17 protein-coding genes are annotated in these 17,126 nt (G+C 64.4%); 8 read left to right on the forward strand and 9 right to left on the reverse strand.

Features of this window, described 5'->3' with window-relative positions; translation table 11 throughout:
- Positions 1-113: 113 nt before the first annotated feature.
- A complete protein-coding gene (locus NKH63_RS22325; RefSeq protein ID WP_023718302.1) occupies positions 114-1,109 on the reverse strand; it encodes an aldo/keto reductase in 996 nt (331 codons plus the stop codon).
- Between the two features lie 105 nt (positions 1,110-1,214).
- Between NKH63_RS22325 and NKH63_RS22330 the strand changes: the two genes are divergently transcribed.
- The 5 genes from NKH63_RS22330 to NKH63_RS22350 all read left to right on the forward strand — a co-directional run bounded on the left by NKH63_RS22330 (position 1,215) and on the right by NKH63_RS22350 (position 6,391).
- Complete coding sequence (locus tag NKH63_RS22330) at positions 1,215-2,105, forward strand: LysR family transcriptional regulator (protein WP_352918777.1); 891 nt, start codon at positions 1,215-1,217, stop codon at positions 2,103-2,105.
- 59 nt (positions 2,106-2,164) lie between these two features.
- Positions 2,165-2,743, forward strand: coding sequence for a cytochrome b (locus tag NKH63_RS22335; RefSeq protein ID WP_352918779.1), 579 nt, complete (start codon positions 2,165-2,167; stop codon positions 2,741-2,743).
- 68 nt (positions 2,744-2,811) lie between these two features.
- The gene (locus NKH63_RS22340; protein ID WP_352918781.1) at positions 2,812-3,387 is read left to right on the forward strand and encodes a YceI family protein; all 576 of its coding nucleotides are present in this window, start codon (positions 2,812-2,814) and stop codon (positions 3,385-3,387) included.
- Between the two features lie 299 nt (positions 3,388-3,686).
- A complete protein-coding gene (locus tag NKH63_RS22345) occupies positions 3,687-4,673 on the forward strand; it encodes a Gfo/Idh/MocA family protein (RefSeq protein ID WP_352484691.1) in 987 nt (328 codons plus the stop codon).
- A gap of 59 nt (positions 4,674-4,732) precedes the next feature.
- Positions 4,733-6,391: an FAD-binding dehydrogenase gene (locus NKH63_RS22350; protein WP_352591858.1), complete on the forward strand. Its 1,659-nt coding sequence runs from the start codon at positions 4,733-4,735 to the stop codon at positions 6,389-6,391.
- A 66-nt stretch (positions 6,392-6,457) separates the two neighbouring features.
- Here the strand turns inward: NKH63_RS22350 and NKH63_RS22355 are convergent, their stop codons facing one another.
- On the reverse strand, positions 6,458-7,204 hold the full coding sequence (locus NKH63_RS22355) for a GntR family transcriptional regulator (protein ID WP_352591855.1): 747 nt from the start codon (positions 7,202-7,204) through the stop codon (positions 6,458-6,460).
- Between the two features lie 99 nt (positions 7,205-7,303).
- Here NKH63_RS22355 and NKH63_RS22360 point away from each other — a divergent pair, with 99 nt between their 5' ends.
- The 3 genes from NKH63_RS22360 to NKH63_RS22370 all read left to right on the forward strand — a co-directional run bounded on the left by NKH63_RS22360 (position 7,304) and on the right by NKH63_RS22370 (position 9,169).
- Positions 7,304-7,858, forward strand: a complete 555-nt coding sequence (locus NKH63_RS22360) for an autotransporter (RefSeq protein ID WP_352918784.1) — start codon at positions 7,304-7,306, stop codon at positions 7,856-7,858.
- 160 nt (positions 7,859-8,018) lie between these two features.
- Entirely contained in the window at positions 8,019-8,804 is a 786-nt protein-coding gene (locus tag NKH63_RS22365; protein ID WP_352547973.1) for a DUF899 domain-containing protein, read from the forward strand.
- 98 nt (positions 8,805-8,902) lie between these two features.
- Positions 8,903-9,169, forward strand: a complete 267-nt coding sequence (locus tag NKH63_RS22370; protein ID WP_352547971.1) for a hypothetical protein — start codon at positions 8,903-8,905, stop codon at positions 9,167-9,169.
- Positions 9,170-9,215: 46 nt separating this feature from the next.
- Here the strand turns inward: NKH63_RS22370 and NKH63_RS22375 are convergent, their stop codons facing one another.
- From NKH63_RS22375 to bcoG, 7 genes are all read right to left on the reverse strand, one after another.
- Entirely contained in the window at positions 9,216-10,154 is a 939-nt protein-coding gene (locus tag NKH63_RS22375) for an alpha/beta hydrolase (protein ID WP_352918787.1), read from the reverse strand.
- A 219-nt stretch (positions 10,155-10,373) separates the two neighbouring features.
- Complete coding sequence (locus NKH63_RS22380; RefSeq protein WP_352716484.1) at positions 10,374-11,156, reverse strand: carnitinyl-CoA dehydratase; 783 nt, start codon at positions 11,154-11,156, stop codon at positions 10,374-10,376.
- Entirely contained in the window at positions 11,149-13,227 is a 2,079-nt protein-coding gene (locus NKH63_RS22385; protein WP_352918789.1) for an acetate--CoA ligase family protein, read from the reverse strand. The genes NKH63_RS22380 and NKH63_RS22385 overlap by 8 nt, the downstream gene beginning before the upstream one ends.
- 64 nt (positions 13,228-13,291) lie before the next feature.
- Positions 13,292-14,455 carry an acyl-CoA dehydrogenase family protein gene (locus tag NKH63_RS22390; RefSeq protein ID WP_023718315.1) on the reverse strand — a complete coding sequence of 388 codons (1,164 nt, stop codon included), beginning with the start codon at positions 14,453-14,455 and terminating at the stop codon, positions 13,292-13,294.
- A gap of 4 nt (positions 14,456-14,459) precedes the next feature.
- A complete protein-coding gene (locus NKH63_RS22395; RefSeq protein ID WP_352716482.1) occupies positions 14,460-15,533 on the reverse strand; it encodes a carnitine 3-dehydrogenase in 1,074 nt (357 codons plus the stop codon).
- A complete protein-coding gene (locus NKH63_RS22400) occupies positions 15,530-16,159 on the reverse strand; it encodes an HD domain-containing protein (protein WP_352484703.1) in 630 nt (209 codons plus the stop codon). Before NKH63_RS22400 ends, NKH63_RS22395 begins: the two co-directional genes overlap by 4 nt.
- 37 nt (positions 16,160-16,196) lie before the next feature.
- Entirely contained in the window at positions 16,197-17,108 is a 912-nt protein-coding gene (gene bcoG / locus NKH63_RS22405) for a 3-dehydrocarnitine:acetyl-CoA trimethylamine transferase BcoG (RefSeq protein WP_352918791.1), read from the reverse strand.
- Positions 17,109-17,126 lie beyond the last annotated feature (18 nt).

Below are 17,126 nucleotides of genomic sequence, written 5' to 3' on the forward strand. Positions count from 1 at the left end.
CGGCAGGACAGAGGGGGGTGCCTCGCGCCAATATCTCGCAATTATTTGCATTGCGGTGCGACCGAAAACGGGACGCCGAAACGCCCCGTTTCGATTACGCCGTCGATCGCCGTTCAACCGTTGACCAGGGCCAGCAGCTCCTCGGTATAGCGCTTGCCGACCACCTTTTCCGGCGACAGCGCGTCGCCGATGGACGCCACTTCGGCCTGGCTCAGCACAATATCGGCTGCCGCCGTATTCTGCTCCAGATGGCGGATTTTTCGCGCACCGGGGATCGGGACAATGAAGTCGCCCTGATGCAGCACCCAGGCGAGCGCCAGCTGTGCCGGCGTTACGCCCTTCTCGGCGGCCATCTTTTCCAGCACGGCGACGACCGCCGCATTGGCCGCCATGGCGTCGGCCTGGAAGCGCGGCAACCCGCGGCGCCAGTCGTCGGCGCCGAGAACATCGGGCTTGGCGATCGTGCCGGTGAGCAGGCCGCGGCCGAGCGGGCTATAGGGGACAAAGCCGATGCCGAGCTCGCGACAGACGGCAAACACCTCCTCCTCCGGATCGCGGCTCCACAGCGAATATTCGCTCTGCACCGCGGCGATCGGATGCACCGCATGCGCCCGGCGGATGGTCGCCGCACTCGCCTCCGACAGGCCGAGCGCCCGCACCTTGCCCTCGCGCACCAGCTCGGCCATGGCGCCGACCGTATCCTCGATCGGCACGTTGGGATCGACGCGGTGCTGGTAATAGAGGTCGATGACCTCCGTATCCAGCCGCTTCAACGACGCTTCGGCAACCGCCTTGACATGTTCCGGGCGGCTGTCGACGCCGGCCATGCGCTCCATGCCGCTGCCTTCTTCCAGGATCTTGAAGCCGAATTTCGTCGCAATCGTCACCTTGTCACGCACCGGCTTCAGCGCCTTGCCAACCAGGATCTCGTTCTCGTAGGGGCCGTAAACCTCGGCCGTGTCGAAGAAATTGACGCCGATGTCGACAGCGTGGCGCAGCGTGGCGATCGCGTCCGCCTCCGGCTGGCCGCCATAGGCAAAGCTCATCCCCATGCAGCCGAGGCCGACCGGGTAGACGTCAAGTTCATTGCCGAGCTTGCGGGTTTGCATCACGTATCTCCTTGTTGTGATGGTTGTGATGCCGCAGAGATAGCGTCTTGCGCTGCGTTCGATAATCGGCTCTCATTTGCACAGGCTGTTCCAAAAAATAGATCAATGAAGCGAACCCATCTTTCACAGCTCGCTGTACTGGCAACGGTCGCCCAATGCGGCAGTTTTCGCGGCGCCGCCAAGGAGCTGGCAATCGCGCCATCGGCGGTCAGCCACGCGGTTTCCAGCCTGGAAGCGCGCCTCGGCGTCCGCCTTCTGGCGCGCAGCACGCGCAGCGTCGCTCCGACCGAGGAGGGCGCGCAGCTGCTCGAGCGCCTCAGGCCGGCGCTGTCGGAAATCGACCTGGCGCTGGAATCGGCGATCGAGGCGCGCGACCGGCCGGCCGGCAATCTCAGGCTGACCGTGCCGCGCACCGCGGCCCACCTGACGCTGACGCCAAGGCTCGGCGCCTTTGCCGCTGCCTATCCCGACATCGTGCTGGAGATCGTCATCGAGGACCGCTTCACCGATGTGGTCGAGGGCGGCTTCGATGCCGGCGTGCGGCTGGGCGAGAGCCTGCAGCGCGACATGATCGCCGTGCGCATCGGGCCGGACCTTCGCGGCGCAGTCGTCGGCGCGCCATCCTATTTCGAGACCATGCCCAAGCCGCAGCATCCGCGCGATCTTGCCGGTCACCGCTGCATCCGCTTCCGCTTCTCCAGCGGCATTCTCTATCGCTGGGAATTCGAGAAGAACGGCGAGGAGATCGAAATCCCGGTGAAAGGGCCGCTGATCCTCGACGAGGACCATCTGATTGCCAACGCCGCGGTCGACGGCGCCGGGCTCGCCTTCGTGTTCGAGGACTATGTCCGCGACGCGCTCGCCGCCGGCAAGCTTGTTCGCGTGCTGGAGGACTGGTGCCCGCGCTTTGACGGTTTCTTCGTCTATTACCCCAGCCGACGCCAGATGCGGCCGGCACTCAGGGCCTTTGTTGATTTCTTCAAGGTGAGCGGGTAGTCACCCTCCCCACAAGGGGGAGGGTGGAAGAAACCCGACCTGGCATTCGTTCACCGACCATGTCAACACTGCCCAAAAACCAGACGGCCGGCTACGGCTGGACGGCGATCATTCTTCACTGGCTGATCGCGGCGCTCTTTATCGGCCAGTTCCTGCTCGGCTTCGTCATGGTGCGGCTCGCCAGCCAGCGCACCGCCTTCGAGTTGATCCAGCTGCATAAATCCTTCGGCTTCCTGCTGCTTGGGCTGGTCATCCTGCGCATCGCCTGGCGCCTAGGCAGACCGGCCCCATCGCTGCCGCGCTCGGTCGGCCCTTTCGAGCGCCGGATGGCGCCGCTGGTCCATCTCGCGCTTTATGCGTTTCAGCTCGCTCTGCCGTTGTCCGGCTGGGCACTGGTCTCGGTCTCGGTGCTGGAGATCCCGAGCGTGCCGTTCAATCTGTTTGTCATGCCCAATTTGCCGCTTGGTGAATCGGACACGGCTGAAAGCTTCTGGGCGGCGACGCACTGGTATCTCGCCTATGCCGGCATCGGACTTGTCGCTTTGCATCTGGCCGCGGCGCTGCGTCATCATTTCTGGCTGAGGGATACCGTGCTGATGCGCATGATCACGGCTTCGTCACATCGCGACACGGAATAGAGGGGGCGGCTCATTCGTTCATGGGGCGAGGACGCAAGAAAGCGTTGCCTGCCAAGAGGACCAGTCCCATGTACGCGCGCATCTTCGGATTTGCGGCAGCCGCCGCTTGTTTTGCCATGCCTGTTTTCGCCGCCGTCGCCCTTGGCGACGCGGCCGGCAGCTACACCATCAGCCCGGGGAGTTCCAGCATCCACTTCTCGATCGGCAAGCTCGGCGGCGGAGGGCTCGACGGTGCTTTCTCCCGCTTCAAGGGCAGTATCCTCATCGACAACAGCGATGTCGGCCGGTCCCAGGTCAATTTCACCATCTTCCCCGAAAGCGTCGGTACCGGCCAAAGCCGCATCGACGCATTTCTCCGCTCGGACGCGGTTTTCGACGCGGCCAACAATCCGGAGATCCAGTTCCGTTCGACCAGCGTCAAACGGACCGCCGACACGTCAGCCCTTGTCACCGGCCGGCTGACGGCGCGCGGCAAGACCTTTCAGGAAAAATTCACGGCCGAGCTCGGCGGCCTCAGGGCGGGCACGATAAAATTCCATGTCACCGGCAAGGTGCTGCGGTCGCGCTACGGCATGGATGTCGGCACGCCGATTTATTCCAACGTCGTCGACTTCGACATGACGCTGACCGGCAAGCGGGGATAGCCTTTGCAGGACCTGTGTTCCTCGCCCCCGCAAAGCGCGGGAGAGGTGGCCCAGCGAAGCCGGGACGGAGAGGGGGACGACGGCCGCCAAGCCAGAATCCTGCAGGGGCAGGGCGCGGACTGATTATGATGCGAAGCCGCGCGTGAACAGCCAATTCGGCCGCTGCGAAGGCCCCTCTCCGTCCCGGCTTCGCCGGGCCACCTCTCCCCACTTCGTGGGGCGAGGAACCAGTGTCCCGCATTGGCTTTTCTCCTGAATTAGGGCAAACCTCCAGGCCTGCAATCGAGAGGAGAAATCTGATGTTCCGATGGGGTGTTTTGTCGACGGCCAAGATCGGCCGCGAGCAGCTTTTGCCGGCAATCGTCGAGGCGGAGAACGGCGTGCTGTCGGCGATCGCCAGCCGCGATCTGTCGAAAGCCCGGGCACTGGGCGAACGCTTCGGCGCGCGCCACGCTTTCGGCTCCTATGAGGAACTGCTCGCCTCCAGCGACATCGACGGCGTCTACATTCCGCTGCCGACCTCGCAGCATGTCGAATGGACGGCCAAGGCGATCGAAGCCGGCAAGCATGTTCTGGTTGAAAAACCGCTGGCGCTCGATGCCAAGGACATTCCGCCGCTGATCAAGCTGCGCGATGCCAGGAAGGTGCTGGTCTGCGAAGCTTTCATGGTCGTCTACCATCCGCAATGGATCAAGGTGCGCGAGCTGATCGCCAACGGCGCCATCGGCCGGCTGCGCCATGTCCAGGGCGCGTTCTCCTATTACAATGTCGACCCCAACAACATGCGCAACAAGCTCGATCTCGGCGGCGGCGCGCTGCCCGACATCGGTGTCTACCCGACGGTGTCGACACGCTTTTCGACGGGCAAGGAGCCGCTGCGCGTCCAGGCGACGATCGAGCGCGACAAGACGTTCGGCACCGACATCTATTCCTCGATCCGCGCCGATTTCGGCGATTTCGAGCTGTCGTTTTACCTGTCGACGCAGATGGCGGCACGCCAGGTGATGGTGTTCCACGGCGAGAAGGGATTCATCGAGGTGTTCTCACCGTTCAACGCCGGGCTCTATGACCATCACCGCGTCGAGCTGCACAACCAGAACCACAGCGAGGCGCAGGTATTCCGCTTTCCCGGCACGCAGCAATACCGGCTGGAAGTCGAGGCCTTCGCGCGGGCGGCACAGGGCGGCAAGGACCGCGTTTTCACCCTGGAAGAATCGGTGCTCAACCAGAAGGTCATCGATGCCATCTTCCGCGCCGGCGAGAAGGAAGGCTGGGAGACAGTCTAGGCCGGCCATGATCCCAAAAAATGAGGGACCGGTTTTTGGACGAGATCATGGCCAAATAGATGCCAAACGACGCGGATGTGATCATTGTCGGCGCCGGCCTTGCCGGTCTTGTCGCGGCGGCCGAACTGACTGAGGCCGGCAAGAAGACCATCATCGTCGAGCAGGAGCCGGAGCAGTCGCTTGGCGGCCAGGCGTTCTGGTCGCTCGGCGGCATCTTCCTTGTCGATTCGCCCGAACAGCGGCGCATGCGCATCCGCGATTCGTATGAGCTGGCGCTCGAGGATTGGCTGGGCACTGCAGCCTTCGACCGCACGGAAGATCTCTGGCCGCGCCGCTGGGCCGAGGCCTATCTCGGCTTCGCCGCCGGCGAGAAGCGCTCCTGGCTCATGCAGCGCGGCCTGAAATTCTTTCCGGTGGTCGGCTGGGCCGAACGCGGCGGCGGCAACGCCGTCGGCCACGGCAATTCGGTGCCGCGCTTCCATGTCACCTGGGGCACCGGGCCTGGTGTGCTCGAACCGTTCGTGCAGCGCGTGCGCGAGGCCGAGAAGCGCGGGCTGATCAGCTTCAGGTTCCGTCACCGGGTCAACGAATTGAGCCGGACGGGTGCTGCCGTCGACGGCGTGCGCGGCGACATATTGGCGGCGAGTGATGCCGAGCGCGGCCGCAAGAGCTCGCGCGAGATCACAGCCGATTTCGAGTTGAAGGCGCAGGCCGTCATCGTCGCCTCCGGCGGCATCGGCGCCAATCACCAGCTGGTCCGGGAGAATTGGCCGCAGCGGCTGGGTGCGCCGCCGAAACGCATGATCACCGGCGTTCCCGACCATGTCGACGGCCGCATGCTGGCGATCGCCGAGGCTGCCGGCGGCAGGCTCATCAACCGCGACCGCATGTGGCACTATGTTGAGGGCGTCAGGAACTGGGCACCGATCTGGACCGATCATGCGATCCGCATTCTGCCCGGCCCGTCATCGCTGTGGCTCGATGCGCGCGGCAAACGCCTGCCGGTGCCGCTCTATCCCGGCTTCGACACGTTGGCCACGCTCAGCCACATCATGAGCACCGGATACGACTATTCCTGGTTCATCCTGACCAAAAAGATCATCCAGAAGGAGGTCGCGCTGTCCGGCTCCGAGCAGAACCCCGATCTGACGGGGAAAAGCTGGCGCCAGGTGCTTGGCCGTGCCACCAGCGGCGTGCCCGCGCCGGTCAAGGCGTTCATGGAGAAGGGTGAGGATTTCATTGTCGAGCCCGAACTGCCGGCGCTGGTCGCCCGCATGAACGCACTGGCCGGAGGCGAGCCGCTGCTCGAACTGGCGCAGGTCGAGCGCGAAATCCGCGCCCGCGACCGGCAGCTCGACAATCCGTTCTCCAAGGACATGCAGATCACCGCGCTGCGCGGCGCGCGAGCCTATCTCGGAGACCGGCTGATCCGTACCGCAAGACCGCACAAGCTGCTCGATCCCGCCAATGGCCCGCTGATCGCCGTCAGGCTCGGCATCCTGACCCGCAAGACGCTCGGCGGGCTTGAGACGGACCTCGACAGCCGCGTGCTGGGCGCCGGCGGCCAACCGGTCGAAGGGCTGTACGCGGTGGGCGAGGCCGCCGGTTTCGGCGGCGGCGGCATGCACGGCTATGCAGCGCTCGAAGGCACGTTTCTCGGCGGCTGCATCTTTTCCGGCCGCAGTGCCGGACGAGCGGCGGCGCGAGCGGTGAGGTGAAACAAGGCCCGCCGGCAGTCGTTGCGCCAAGGGTGGCGGGGTCGCACCGATTGGCCAAACCGCCCTCTAAGCGAAGGGCTGCAAATTGACGTCTTGAAGCTTGGAACCGGCAAGCAAAGCCTCGAGCACCTGCTTCTTCAAAAACAGGCACTGCGCACGGGCAAGTTTCACGATGGCCGAAACGTCGCCTGCCTCGCAGGCAAGAACCAGTTCCTTTTGCTGGGCGATGATCAACTGGGTGAAGTCGCGCGACTTGAAGCCCAGGTGGAGAACCCGCGCCGACTGGTCGAGTATCTGGTCCAGTAGATGCGCCAGTCGTAAATTTCCCGAGAGCTCCGCCAGGGCCAGACGAAAAGCACGATCGGCCGCAAGGAAGGCAATGTGGCTGCGTAGCGTCTCCGGCTTCAGCACTTTTTTCGCTGCCAGCCTGATATCCTCCAGCCCGCGCTCGGTCATGTTCGATGCCGCCACCCTGAACACTTCCGGCTCGATCAAGCTGCGGACATCGAAGATCTCGTTGACGTCCCGCAGACTCAGCGTCGCAACGACGTAGCCGCGGCGCGGCTCGCTCCTGACCAGCCCTTCCTGCATCAGGCGGGCCAACGCCGCGCGGATGGTCGCCTTTTTGATCAGGTATCGATCGCCGATCTGTTTCTCGGTCAGCGCTTCGCCGGGGCGCAGCACGCAGGCAATGATGTCGTTCCTCAGCTGCTCATATGCCTGTTCCCTGCGAAGGACGTCGGCGGCTGACAGTGCTGTCGCCTCGACCGTGGCCGGTCTTGCCGGTTCGGCGGTCAACTTCGTCGTTTTCATATTCTGTCCGTCTGGCTGTCCCGTTGACGCTGGCCTCAGCATTCGCTAGCGTGAGCACCTCAGATTGATAATTTGAGCATCTCAGGGAGGATAACTGATATGCCTTTAGCCGCCAACTCACCTCTCTACGCCGTTGCCGATGATATCGTCAATGCCGCGAGAGGCCCAGATCCCCTCGAAGCGGTAAGGACGGTCCTGGGCGACTACACGAACCGTTTTCACGCATCGGGAACACTCGCTCACGAAGAAGACGACGACGAGGTGCTTCTGCATGCGGGCCCGAACCTGACGATCTATCACATCACGCTGTCGCCCGGCCTGCAGTACCCGCCTCATAACCACCTGATGGATGCCTTGATCGGCATCTACAAGGGCAGCGAGACGAACTTCATCTATCCTGTTGCCGGCAGCGAACTCGATGTCCCCGAAAGGCAGGACATCGCAGCGCCTGCCGTGGTGCACATGGCGTCAAATACCGTGCATGCGGTTGCGAATACCGGCAGCGCGCGATCGGGTGCGCTGCATGTCTACCTCGGCGATCTCACACGAACCCACCGTCAGCTGTGGAGCCCGGAAAGCAACCAGGCCGAGCCGTTTGACAATGATCGCTATCTGGCCGGCGCACGGCCCATTCAGCAGTCCGGGCGCGAATGAGCGCAGAGGCGTCGCTGGCGGCGAAATTGGCCGTGATCAGCGAACCCGTCGGAATCGCGTCACACTTGTCACTCTCGCCAATCCGCTATCAGCCCCTATCCTATCTCACGACCCAACACGTCGCGCCGGTGCGGCGACAAACCAGCAAGGGAGATGCACAATGACGGCACATCAGAATGGCACAGGCGAGCAGGCGACGCGGCTCGCGATGAAGACACCACCGGTGGTTTCGCCTGACGCGTGGGAGGCCGCGCGCCAGCAACTGCTCGTGAAGGAGAAGACCGTGACCCGGGCTCGCGACGCACTGGCCGCCGAGCGCCGGCGGATGCCATGGGTGGCGGTGGAGAAGTCCTATACGTTCGAAGGGCCTGACGGAAAGGTGAGCCTGCTCGACCTGTTCGAGGGCCGCCGCCAGCTGGTCGTCTACCGTGCCTTCTTCGAGCCCGGCGTATTTGGCTGGCCCGATCACGCCTGCCGCGGCTGTTCGCTGGGGGCGGATCAGGTCGGCAATCTCGCCCATTTGAATGCGCGCGACACCACGCTTGCCTACGCCTCGCGCGCACCGCAGGCCGACATTGCGCGGCTAAAGGCGCGGATGGACTGGAAGATGCCCTGGTACACCATCACCGACAGCTTCGATGCTGATTTCGGCGTTGACGAGTGGCACGGCCACAACGTGTTCATCCGCGACGGCGATCGCGTGTTCCGCACCTACTTCATCAACAACCGCGGCGACGAGGCGATGGGGACCGTATGGAGCTACCTCGACCTGACGCCGCTCGGCCGCCAGGAGGTTTGGGAGGATTCGCCCGAGGGCTATCCGCAGACGCCGACATACAAGTGGTGGAACTGGCACGACAATTACGGCGCCGAAGCCGTCCCCGACAAAAAATGGGTCGAGATATCGGACGCCGGAGAGGCCGCGTTCCGGAATCGCACCGAATAGAACATCTTTGGCGTCGCAGAAATGCGGCTAAGACAAATGGAGGAGCGGGATGCGCTGTTCATTCGAACGCATCCCGCTCACTACCAGGGACAACGGACATGAGCGAGATTCATGCAGGCGGATCCGGCGGCGATGCGAGCCCGGCCGCCCTTGGCGCAGCCGACTGGCTGTCCTTCGCCGCCGCGCCGACCTTCGCAACCATGGCGTTGTTGACACTGCTCGGCGGCGCGCCGGATATGATGTGCTCGACCGGGCAAGAGACCTCACCGCTGGGCGGCATGGTCCCGATGTACCTGCTGATGAGCGCCTTTCATATGGGGCCTTGGCTGAAGCAGGTTTCCGGCCGGCGACGCCGCCGCAAATAGAGCTGTACCGGCCGACAAAGGCCCGTTCTGGTCGGGAAGACATCCCTCACCAGATCCATTCGCCCTTCCCCAGAACCGTCACTGCATCGACAATCCGGGTAAAGCTCGAGCGGGCGCGGCCGGCCGTGTGCCTGGCGCGCAAATAGCCATGCACCAGCCCCGGCTCCTCGAGCCACCAGGCACGTCCGCCCGCGGCAATGATGCGGTCGCGATAGGCTTCGCCGTCCGACGACAGCGGGTCGCATTCGGCGGTGATCACGACGGTGGGCGGCAGATTGGCAAAGTCGGCGTCGGCGAGCGGCGACAAGGTGAGATCGCCGGTGCGGTCCACGCCCCCGGTCCTGATGTCCCTGTAGAAAACGAGGTCGCGCACGTTAAGCATCGGCGCTTCCGCGTGGGTGACGTAGGAGCCGGCGGAGCTGTCGCCGCCAAGGCCGGGATAGACCAGAATCTGGCCGATCGGCTTGCGCGCATGGCCGCGCGTCGCGTGGCTGACGGCGGCGGCGAGATTGCCGCCGGCGCTATCGCCGCACAGCAGGATAGGACGCTCGTAGGTGGTCGACGCCCATTCGAAGGCGCTGATGGCATCGTCGAAGGCGGCCGGATGAAGGTGTTCCGGCGCCAGCCGGTAGTCGACCGAAACCACTTCGTAGCCGGTGCGGCTGCAAAGCCCGGCGCAGAGGTCGTCATGGCTGTCGAGCCCGCCGAGGACAAAACCGCCGCCATGGAAATAAAGCACCATCGCCGCTGTTTCCGGCGCCGGGGCGCGGTAGACGCGGATCGGGATGTGCCAGGGTGTGGCAATGGCGGTGGTTTCCGCCGTGACGCCTTGGGGATAGCCGGCAAAGAACTCGCGGCACATCCGGTTATAGATCTCGCGCTGCTCGGCGATGGTGTAGTCGATCGTATCGGGTGGATAATAGGAATTGGTCCGCTCGATGAAGGCCCAGGTCTCGGCGTCGATGAGGGTTTTGTAGTTGGTCATGGGCGCCGAATGGGCCGCCAAGGTTGAGCTTGGACACCCCCCTCTGGCCTGCCGGCCATCTCCCCCGCAAGGGGGGAGATCGGCAGCTTTGGCCTTGCCGCTTGTCCTGCAACGCTGGAAATTGGCGAAAGCCTAGGCGACATCCGATCTCCCCACTTGCGGGGGAGATGCCCGGCAGGGCAGAGGGGGGTGTGAAGGATCGCCATCATCTCCGCAGCGTCACTTCCCCTTCCACACCGGGTCGCGCTTCTCGGCAAAGGCGCGAAAACCCTCGAGATTGTCCTCCGAGCCGTAGAGTGCGTCAACCGTTGGCAGCTGCCGGCGCGTCACCCGGTTCATCGCGTCCTGGAACGTCAGCGATTCTGCGACCCTGGCCGTTTCCTTGATCGCGGCGAAGACCAGCGGCGGGCCGCTGGCGAGCAGCCGCGCGATCTCCCAGACGCGGTCCTCCAGCCTGTCCTTGGGCAGCACCTCGTTGACCAGGCCCCAGCGATGCGCCTCGGCGACATCCATCCAGCGGCCGGTGAGCAAAAGGTCCATGGCGACATGGTAGGGGATGCGCTTCGGCAGCTTGATCGTCGCCGCATCGGCCAGCGTGCCGGCGCGGATTTCGGGCAGCGCGAAGGAGGAGTGGTCCGACGCATAGATGAGGTCGCAGGACAGCGCCAGCTCGAAGCCGCCGCCGACCGCCATGCCGTTGACGCAGGCTATCACCGGCTTGTTGAGGTCGCGCAGTTCCTGCAGCCCGCCGAAGCCGCCGACGCCATAGTCGCCGTCAACCGCGTCGCCGCCGGCCGCGGCCTTCAGGTCCCAGCCGGCGCAGAAGAACTTGTCGCCGGCGGTCTTGACGATGGCGACGCGCAGCTCGGGATCGTCGCGGAACGCCTTGAACGTCTCGCCCATCAGCCGCGACGTCTTCAGGTCGATGGCGTTGGCCTTGGGCCGGTCGAGCGTGACTTCGAGGATCGTGCCCTCGCGGCGGGTGGTGATGATTTCAGCCATTCTTCTTGCCTCCCAGCACCAGCAGCGCATCGGCGATCCAGGCGCCCTTGCCCTCGGCGCAGACGATCAGCGGATTGATGTCGAGTTCCTCGATCTCGCCGGCATTTTGCTGCACGAAGCCGGCAATGCCCGATATCGCCTCTATTGCCGCCGTGACATCGGCCTTCGGCCGGCCGCGATAGCCGTCGAGCAGCGGGAACAGTTTCAGCCCGCGCAAAGCGGCCTCGATGTCGTCACGGGTCGCCGGCAGCATCAGCGTGACGCTGTCGCGCAACAGCTCGACCAGCACGCCGCCGGTGCCGAGCGTCATCACCGCGCCGAACATCGGGTCGCGGGTGAAGCCGACCAGCAGCTCGGCGACGCCATCGCGCACCATGCGCTCGACATAAAGGCCGGTGCCGAGCGGGCCGAGATCATGGGCGGCGGTGCTGACGGATTCGGCATCCCTCAAATTGAGCCGGACCGCGTCGAGCTCGGATTTGTGGATGACGCCAAGAGCCTTCAGCGCTACCGGGAAGCCGAGCGCCATCGAGGAGATCACAGCCTCGACCGCGTTGCCGGCGCGCTCGCCCTTCGGCACCGGGAGCCCGGCCTCGATGAGCCGCGCTTTCGCCTCCGCCTCGTCCGGGGTGATATGGTCGCCGGCCGGCGCGCCAGACGCCGAGGTGTCGATCGGCTGCGCCAGCGGCTCGCGCCACGCCCAGCCGATGAAGGCTGCCGCCTGGGCGGCGTCCATGGCCTCGGAAATGCCGAACAGCGGCACCATGCCCCGCGCCATCAGCCCTGCAGTGTATTCCTCGGGCAGGTTCTCCGGCAGCGAGGAGACGATCGCGCCTTGCGCGCTGTTGGTCTTCAGCGCCGCTTCGAAGGCGCGCAGCGTCGCCCACCAGTCGGTGTCGGAGCAGCGGTCGGGGCGCGGAAAGTCGAGCACCAGCATGTTGAGGTCGAAGCCGCCAGACACCATGGCGGTGAAGGTGGCGGTCATCGCCGGCTCGTTGTTCCAGATGAAGGTATGGTAGTCGAGCGGGTTGGCCACCGCGACCAGCGGGCCGAGCGTCGATTTGACCTGAATGCGATGCTCGGCGGTGAGAGGCGGAAAGGTCACCCAGCGGCCTTCGGCGCTGTCGGCCATGACGGACGCCTCGCCGCCCGAACAGCTCATCGACGACAGCCGGTAGCCGGGCAGGGGACCGGTGACGTGCAGCAACTTCAGCGCCTCGATGAAGGCCGGGATCGAATCGATGCGGGCGATGCCGAGCCGCTTCAGGAACGCGCCGGACGCTGCGTCCGAGCCGGCCAGCGACGCGGTATGCGAGACGGTCGCCTGCCGCGCCTGCTCGGAGCGGCCGACCTTCATGGCGATAACAGGCTTCTTCAGCTCTCGTGCCCGTGCCGCCAGCCTTTCGAAGCCGGCCACCGAGTCGAAGGCCTCGATATGCAGGCCGAGCGCGGTGACGCGGTCGTCCTCGATCAGGCCGAGCGCCATTTCGGAAAGCCCGGTCTGCGCCTGGTTGCCGGCGGTCATCAGAAAGGCGATCGGCAGGCCGCGCTTCTGCATCGTCATGTTGATGGCGATGTTCGACGACTGGGTGATGATGGCAACGCCGCGACCGCCTTCAGGCAGCCTGATGCCGCCATGCTGGTCGGGCCACAAAAGCGCGCCGTCGGCGTAATTGATCAGCCCATAGCAGTTCGGCCCGATGATCGGCATGGGACCCGCCGCCGCGACCAGCTCGGCCTGCAGCCGCTCGCCGTCCTCGTCATAGGCCTCGGTTTCGAGGAAGCCGGCGGCGAAGCACACCGCACCGCCGGCGCCGCGCTCGGCCAGCGCCTTGACCACTTCGATGGTCAAGTGCCGGTTGACGCCGATGAAAGCGGCATCCGGCGCACCGGGCAATTCGGCCACCGAGCGATACGCCTTGCGGCCGGCGACCTCGTCCTTGCTCGGATGCACGGGCCAGATCTCGCCGGCAAAGCCCATCTTGATCGACTGCGCGACGACGGCAGCAGCCTGCACGCCACCGAAGACTGCGATCGTTCGTGGGCGCAAAAGCCGCTCAAGTTTGTGCATCGTCATCTTTTCGTTTGAGCATGATCTTTTCCAAAAACCGGATTCCACTTTTTGGGATCATGCTCTAGCCCCCGAACGGGCGCAGCAGCGCCCGCGAAATGATGTGGCGCTGGATTTCCGAGGTGCCTTCCCAGATGCGCTCGACGCGGGCGTCGCGCCAGATGCGTTCCAGCGGCAGATCGTCCATCAGCCCCATGCCGCCATGGATCTGGATCGCCTCGTCGGCGACGAAGGCGAGCATCTCGGTGGCCTTCAGCTTGGCCATGGCCATGTCCTGATCGGTGACGGTGCCCTGATCGTACTTCCAGCCGGCTTCGAACACCATCAGGTCGGCGGCCTTCAGCTCGGTCGCCATGTCGGCGAGCTTGAACGACACGCCCTGGAACTTGCCGATCGGCTGGCCGAATTGCTGGCGCTGCGCGGCGTATTCGATGGCGTGGCCAAGCGCCCGTTCGGCGCGGCCGAGGCAGGTGGCGCCGACCTGCAGGCGCGTCGCGCCAAGCCATGAATTGGCGACGTCGAAGCCCTTGTGCACCTCGCCCAGAACCTGAGTGGCCGGCAGACGGCAATCGTCGAATTCGAGGATGGCATTGGTGTAGCCGCGATGCGAGACGTTGCGGTAGCCGTCGCGCACGGTAAAGCCCTTGGTGCCCTTGTCGACGAAGAAGGCGGTGATCTTCTTGCGTTTTCCACGCGAAGACTCTTCCTCCCCCGAGGCCATGAAGACGATGGCGAAATCGGCGAGGTCGGCGTGGCTTATGAAATGCTTGGTGCCGTTCAGCACCCAGTCGTCGCCGTCCTGCACGGCGGTTGCCTTCATGCCGCGCAAATCGGAGCCGGCGCCCGGCTCGGTCATTGCCAGGCAATCCCATTTTTCGCCGCGAATGCACGGGAACAGATACTTCTCGCGCTGCTCCGGCGTGCCGGCAAGGAGGATGTTGGAAGGCCGCGCCACGCAGGTCCAGTGCAGCGCGTAATTGGCGCGGCCGAGCTCCTTTTCATAGAGCAGCCAGGTCACCGTATCGAGCCCGGCGCCGCCGACATCGGCCGGCATGTTGGCGGCATAGAGACCAGCTTCGATCGCCTTGGCCTTGATCTCCTCGATCAGCTCACGGCGCAGCACGCCGGTGCGCTCCACTTCGCGCTCATGCGGGTAGAGCTCGTTCTCGACGAAGGCCCGCGTCGTCTCGACGATGAGCTTCTGTTCCTCCGAAAGACCAAAATCCATGGTCTCAGCCTTTCTTCTTTTTCTTCGGCTTTTCAGCCTTGGCCTTCTCGGCAGCCTTGGAGGCGGTGGGCTTCTTCGCCGCAAGCTTGGCCAGCTGCCTGGTATAGTCCTTATGCAGGGCGCCGGCGCCCCAGCCTTTGCCTTTGTTCTGCTTCGACAGTGCCTCCATGATCGCGACCAGATTGTCGTCGCGGATCTTTTCGAGTTCGCGGATCGACAGACCGTGCGCCTGGTCGTCCGACTGGGTCGCGATCAGCTCGACCAATTCGTCGTTGAACTCCGGCACATCCATCAGCTTGGTCCATGGCCATTTCAGGCACGGGCCGAACTGCGCCATGAAGTGGCGCATGCCGGCCTCGCCGCCGGCGACACGATAGACCTGGAACATGCCCATCTGCGCCCAGCGCAGGCCGAAGCCATAGCGCATGATGTCGTCAAGCTCCTCGACCGTGCAGATGCCGTCCTTGACCAGCCACAGCGCCTCGCGCCAGGCCGCTTCGAGCAGGCGGTCGCCGACAAAGGCTTCGATCTCCTTGCGGATCACCACCGGCTTCATGCCGATCGAGGCATACATCTCCTTGGCGACTTCGATCGCCTCGGGAAAGGTCTGTTCGCCGCCGACGATTTCGACCAGTGGCAAGAGATAGACGGGGTTGAACGGATGGCCGACCACCAACCGCTCCGGATGCTTCTTCATCGCCACCTGCATGTCGGTCGGCTTGATGCCGGAGGTGGAGGAGCCGACAATGGCGTTGGCCGGCGCATAAAGGTCGATCTCGGCCAGCACGCGGTGCTTGAGGTCGAGCCGCTCCGGCACGCTTTCCTGGATGAAGTCGGCATCGGCGACCGCCTCGGCGATCGTCTTGGCGAAAGTGAGCTTGCCCTCTTTCGGCAGGCCGCCGGGCAGCATCTGCTTGTAGGCGCGTCGCGCTCCCTTCATCACCTCGCCGACCTTGCGTGACGCCTCGGGGTCGGGATCGAAGATCGACACGTCGATGCCGTTGAGCAGCAGCCGCGCGACCCAGCCGGCGCCGATGACGCCGCCGCCGATGGCTGCCGCCTTGTTGATGATGCTCATGCGGAGGCTCCGGTTCTTGTGCTGGCTGTTGCGGGGTCGGTGAGGGCGACACGCTCGCCGGCACGGATCACGGACGCGTCATAGGCCTTGCGCGCGAACACTTCGAGCACGAAGGGCCGGAAGAAATCGATCGGCAATGTCTCGTAATCCGGGTCGAAGCTCGACTGGTCCCAGCGCTCGCAAAACTCATCGCAATCGTCGAAGTAGATGTGCCCGGCGAAACGGTCGCGGGCGTGCGGGTTGCCGCCGAGGTGATGTGCGTAATAGAGGCGCTGGAAGTCGCCGTGCTTTTCCACCACCCAGGTGCATTGCTCGCGTACAAAGGGCTTCAGGATCGACGCCGCATACTCGTCGTGATTATAGGGCGCGTAGATGTCGCCGATGTCGTGCAGCAAGGCGCAGGCAATCCAGTCGGTGTCGGCGCCGTCGCGCCAGGCCCGCGTCGCCGCCTGCAGCGAATGGCCGAGCCGGGTGATCTTGTAGCCCGACAGCCCTTCGTCGAGCTGGACAAGCGCGTCGAGCAGACGCTCGCCGGTCTTTGCCGCATGGTCGATCTCATGCTCGGTGAGGAAGGCATAATCCTCGCGGTCGCCGTCCTTCATGGCGGTGAACTTCACGGTCTTCATCGGCGGCTCCTCCCAACCGGGTTCTTCCCACCCTTGCTCAAAGCGGTGCGCGCTTCGTCAGGTTCAGCTTCTTTCGCACCTCATCCGGGCCGATGACCCTGGCGCCCATATTCGACACGATACTGACCGCCCGCTCGACCAGCTGCGCATTGGTCGCCAGCACCCCCTTGTCGAGCCAGAGATTATCCTCCAGCCCGACACGGACATTGCCGCCGGCCAGCACCGCGGCAGCGACATAGGCCATCTGGTTTCGGCCAATAGCGAACGCCGACCAGTTCCAGGTCGACGGTACATTGTTGACCATGGCCATGAAGGTGTTGAGGTCGTCCGGCGCCCCCCACGGCACACCCATGCACAATTGCACCAGCGCGTCCGGCTTCAGCACTTGTTCCTCGACCAATTGCTTGGCAAACCACAGATGCCCGGTGTCGAAGGCCTCGATCTCCGGCTTGACGCCGAGCGTCGTCATCATGCCGCCCATGGCGCGCAGCATGCCGGGCGTGTTGGTCATGACATAGTCGGCTTCGGCGAAATTCATGGTGCCGCAGTCGAGCGTGCAGATCTCCGGCAAGCACTGGCGAACATGTTCCACGCGGTTGGTCGCACCGCCCATATCCGTGCCTTTTTCGTTCAGCGGCAGGGGGGTTTCCGGTGGGCCGAATACCATGTCGCCGCCCATGCCGGCGGTCAGGTTCAAAACGACATCAACGTTTGCCGCGCGGATGCGCTCGGTTACCTCGCGGTAGAGATGCACGTCGCGCCTAGGCTTGCCGGTCTCGGGATCGCGCACATGGCAGTGCACGATCGCAGCCCCTGCCTTTGCCGCCTCGATGGCCGAATCGGCGATCTGCTTGGGCGAGCGCGGCACGTGCGGGCTGCGGTCCTGCGAACTGCCGGACCCGGTCACGGCACAGGTAATGAAAACCTCACGGTTCATCGCTAACGGCATCGGACTCTCTCCCAATAG

The sequence above is a fragment of the Mesorhizobium sp. M0960 genome (genome assembly GCF_040319055.1).
Classification (GTDB): Bacteria; Pseudomonadota; Alphaproteobacteria; order Rhizobiales; family Rhizobiaceae; genus Mesorhizobium.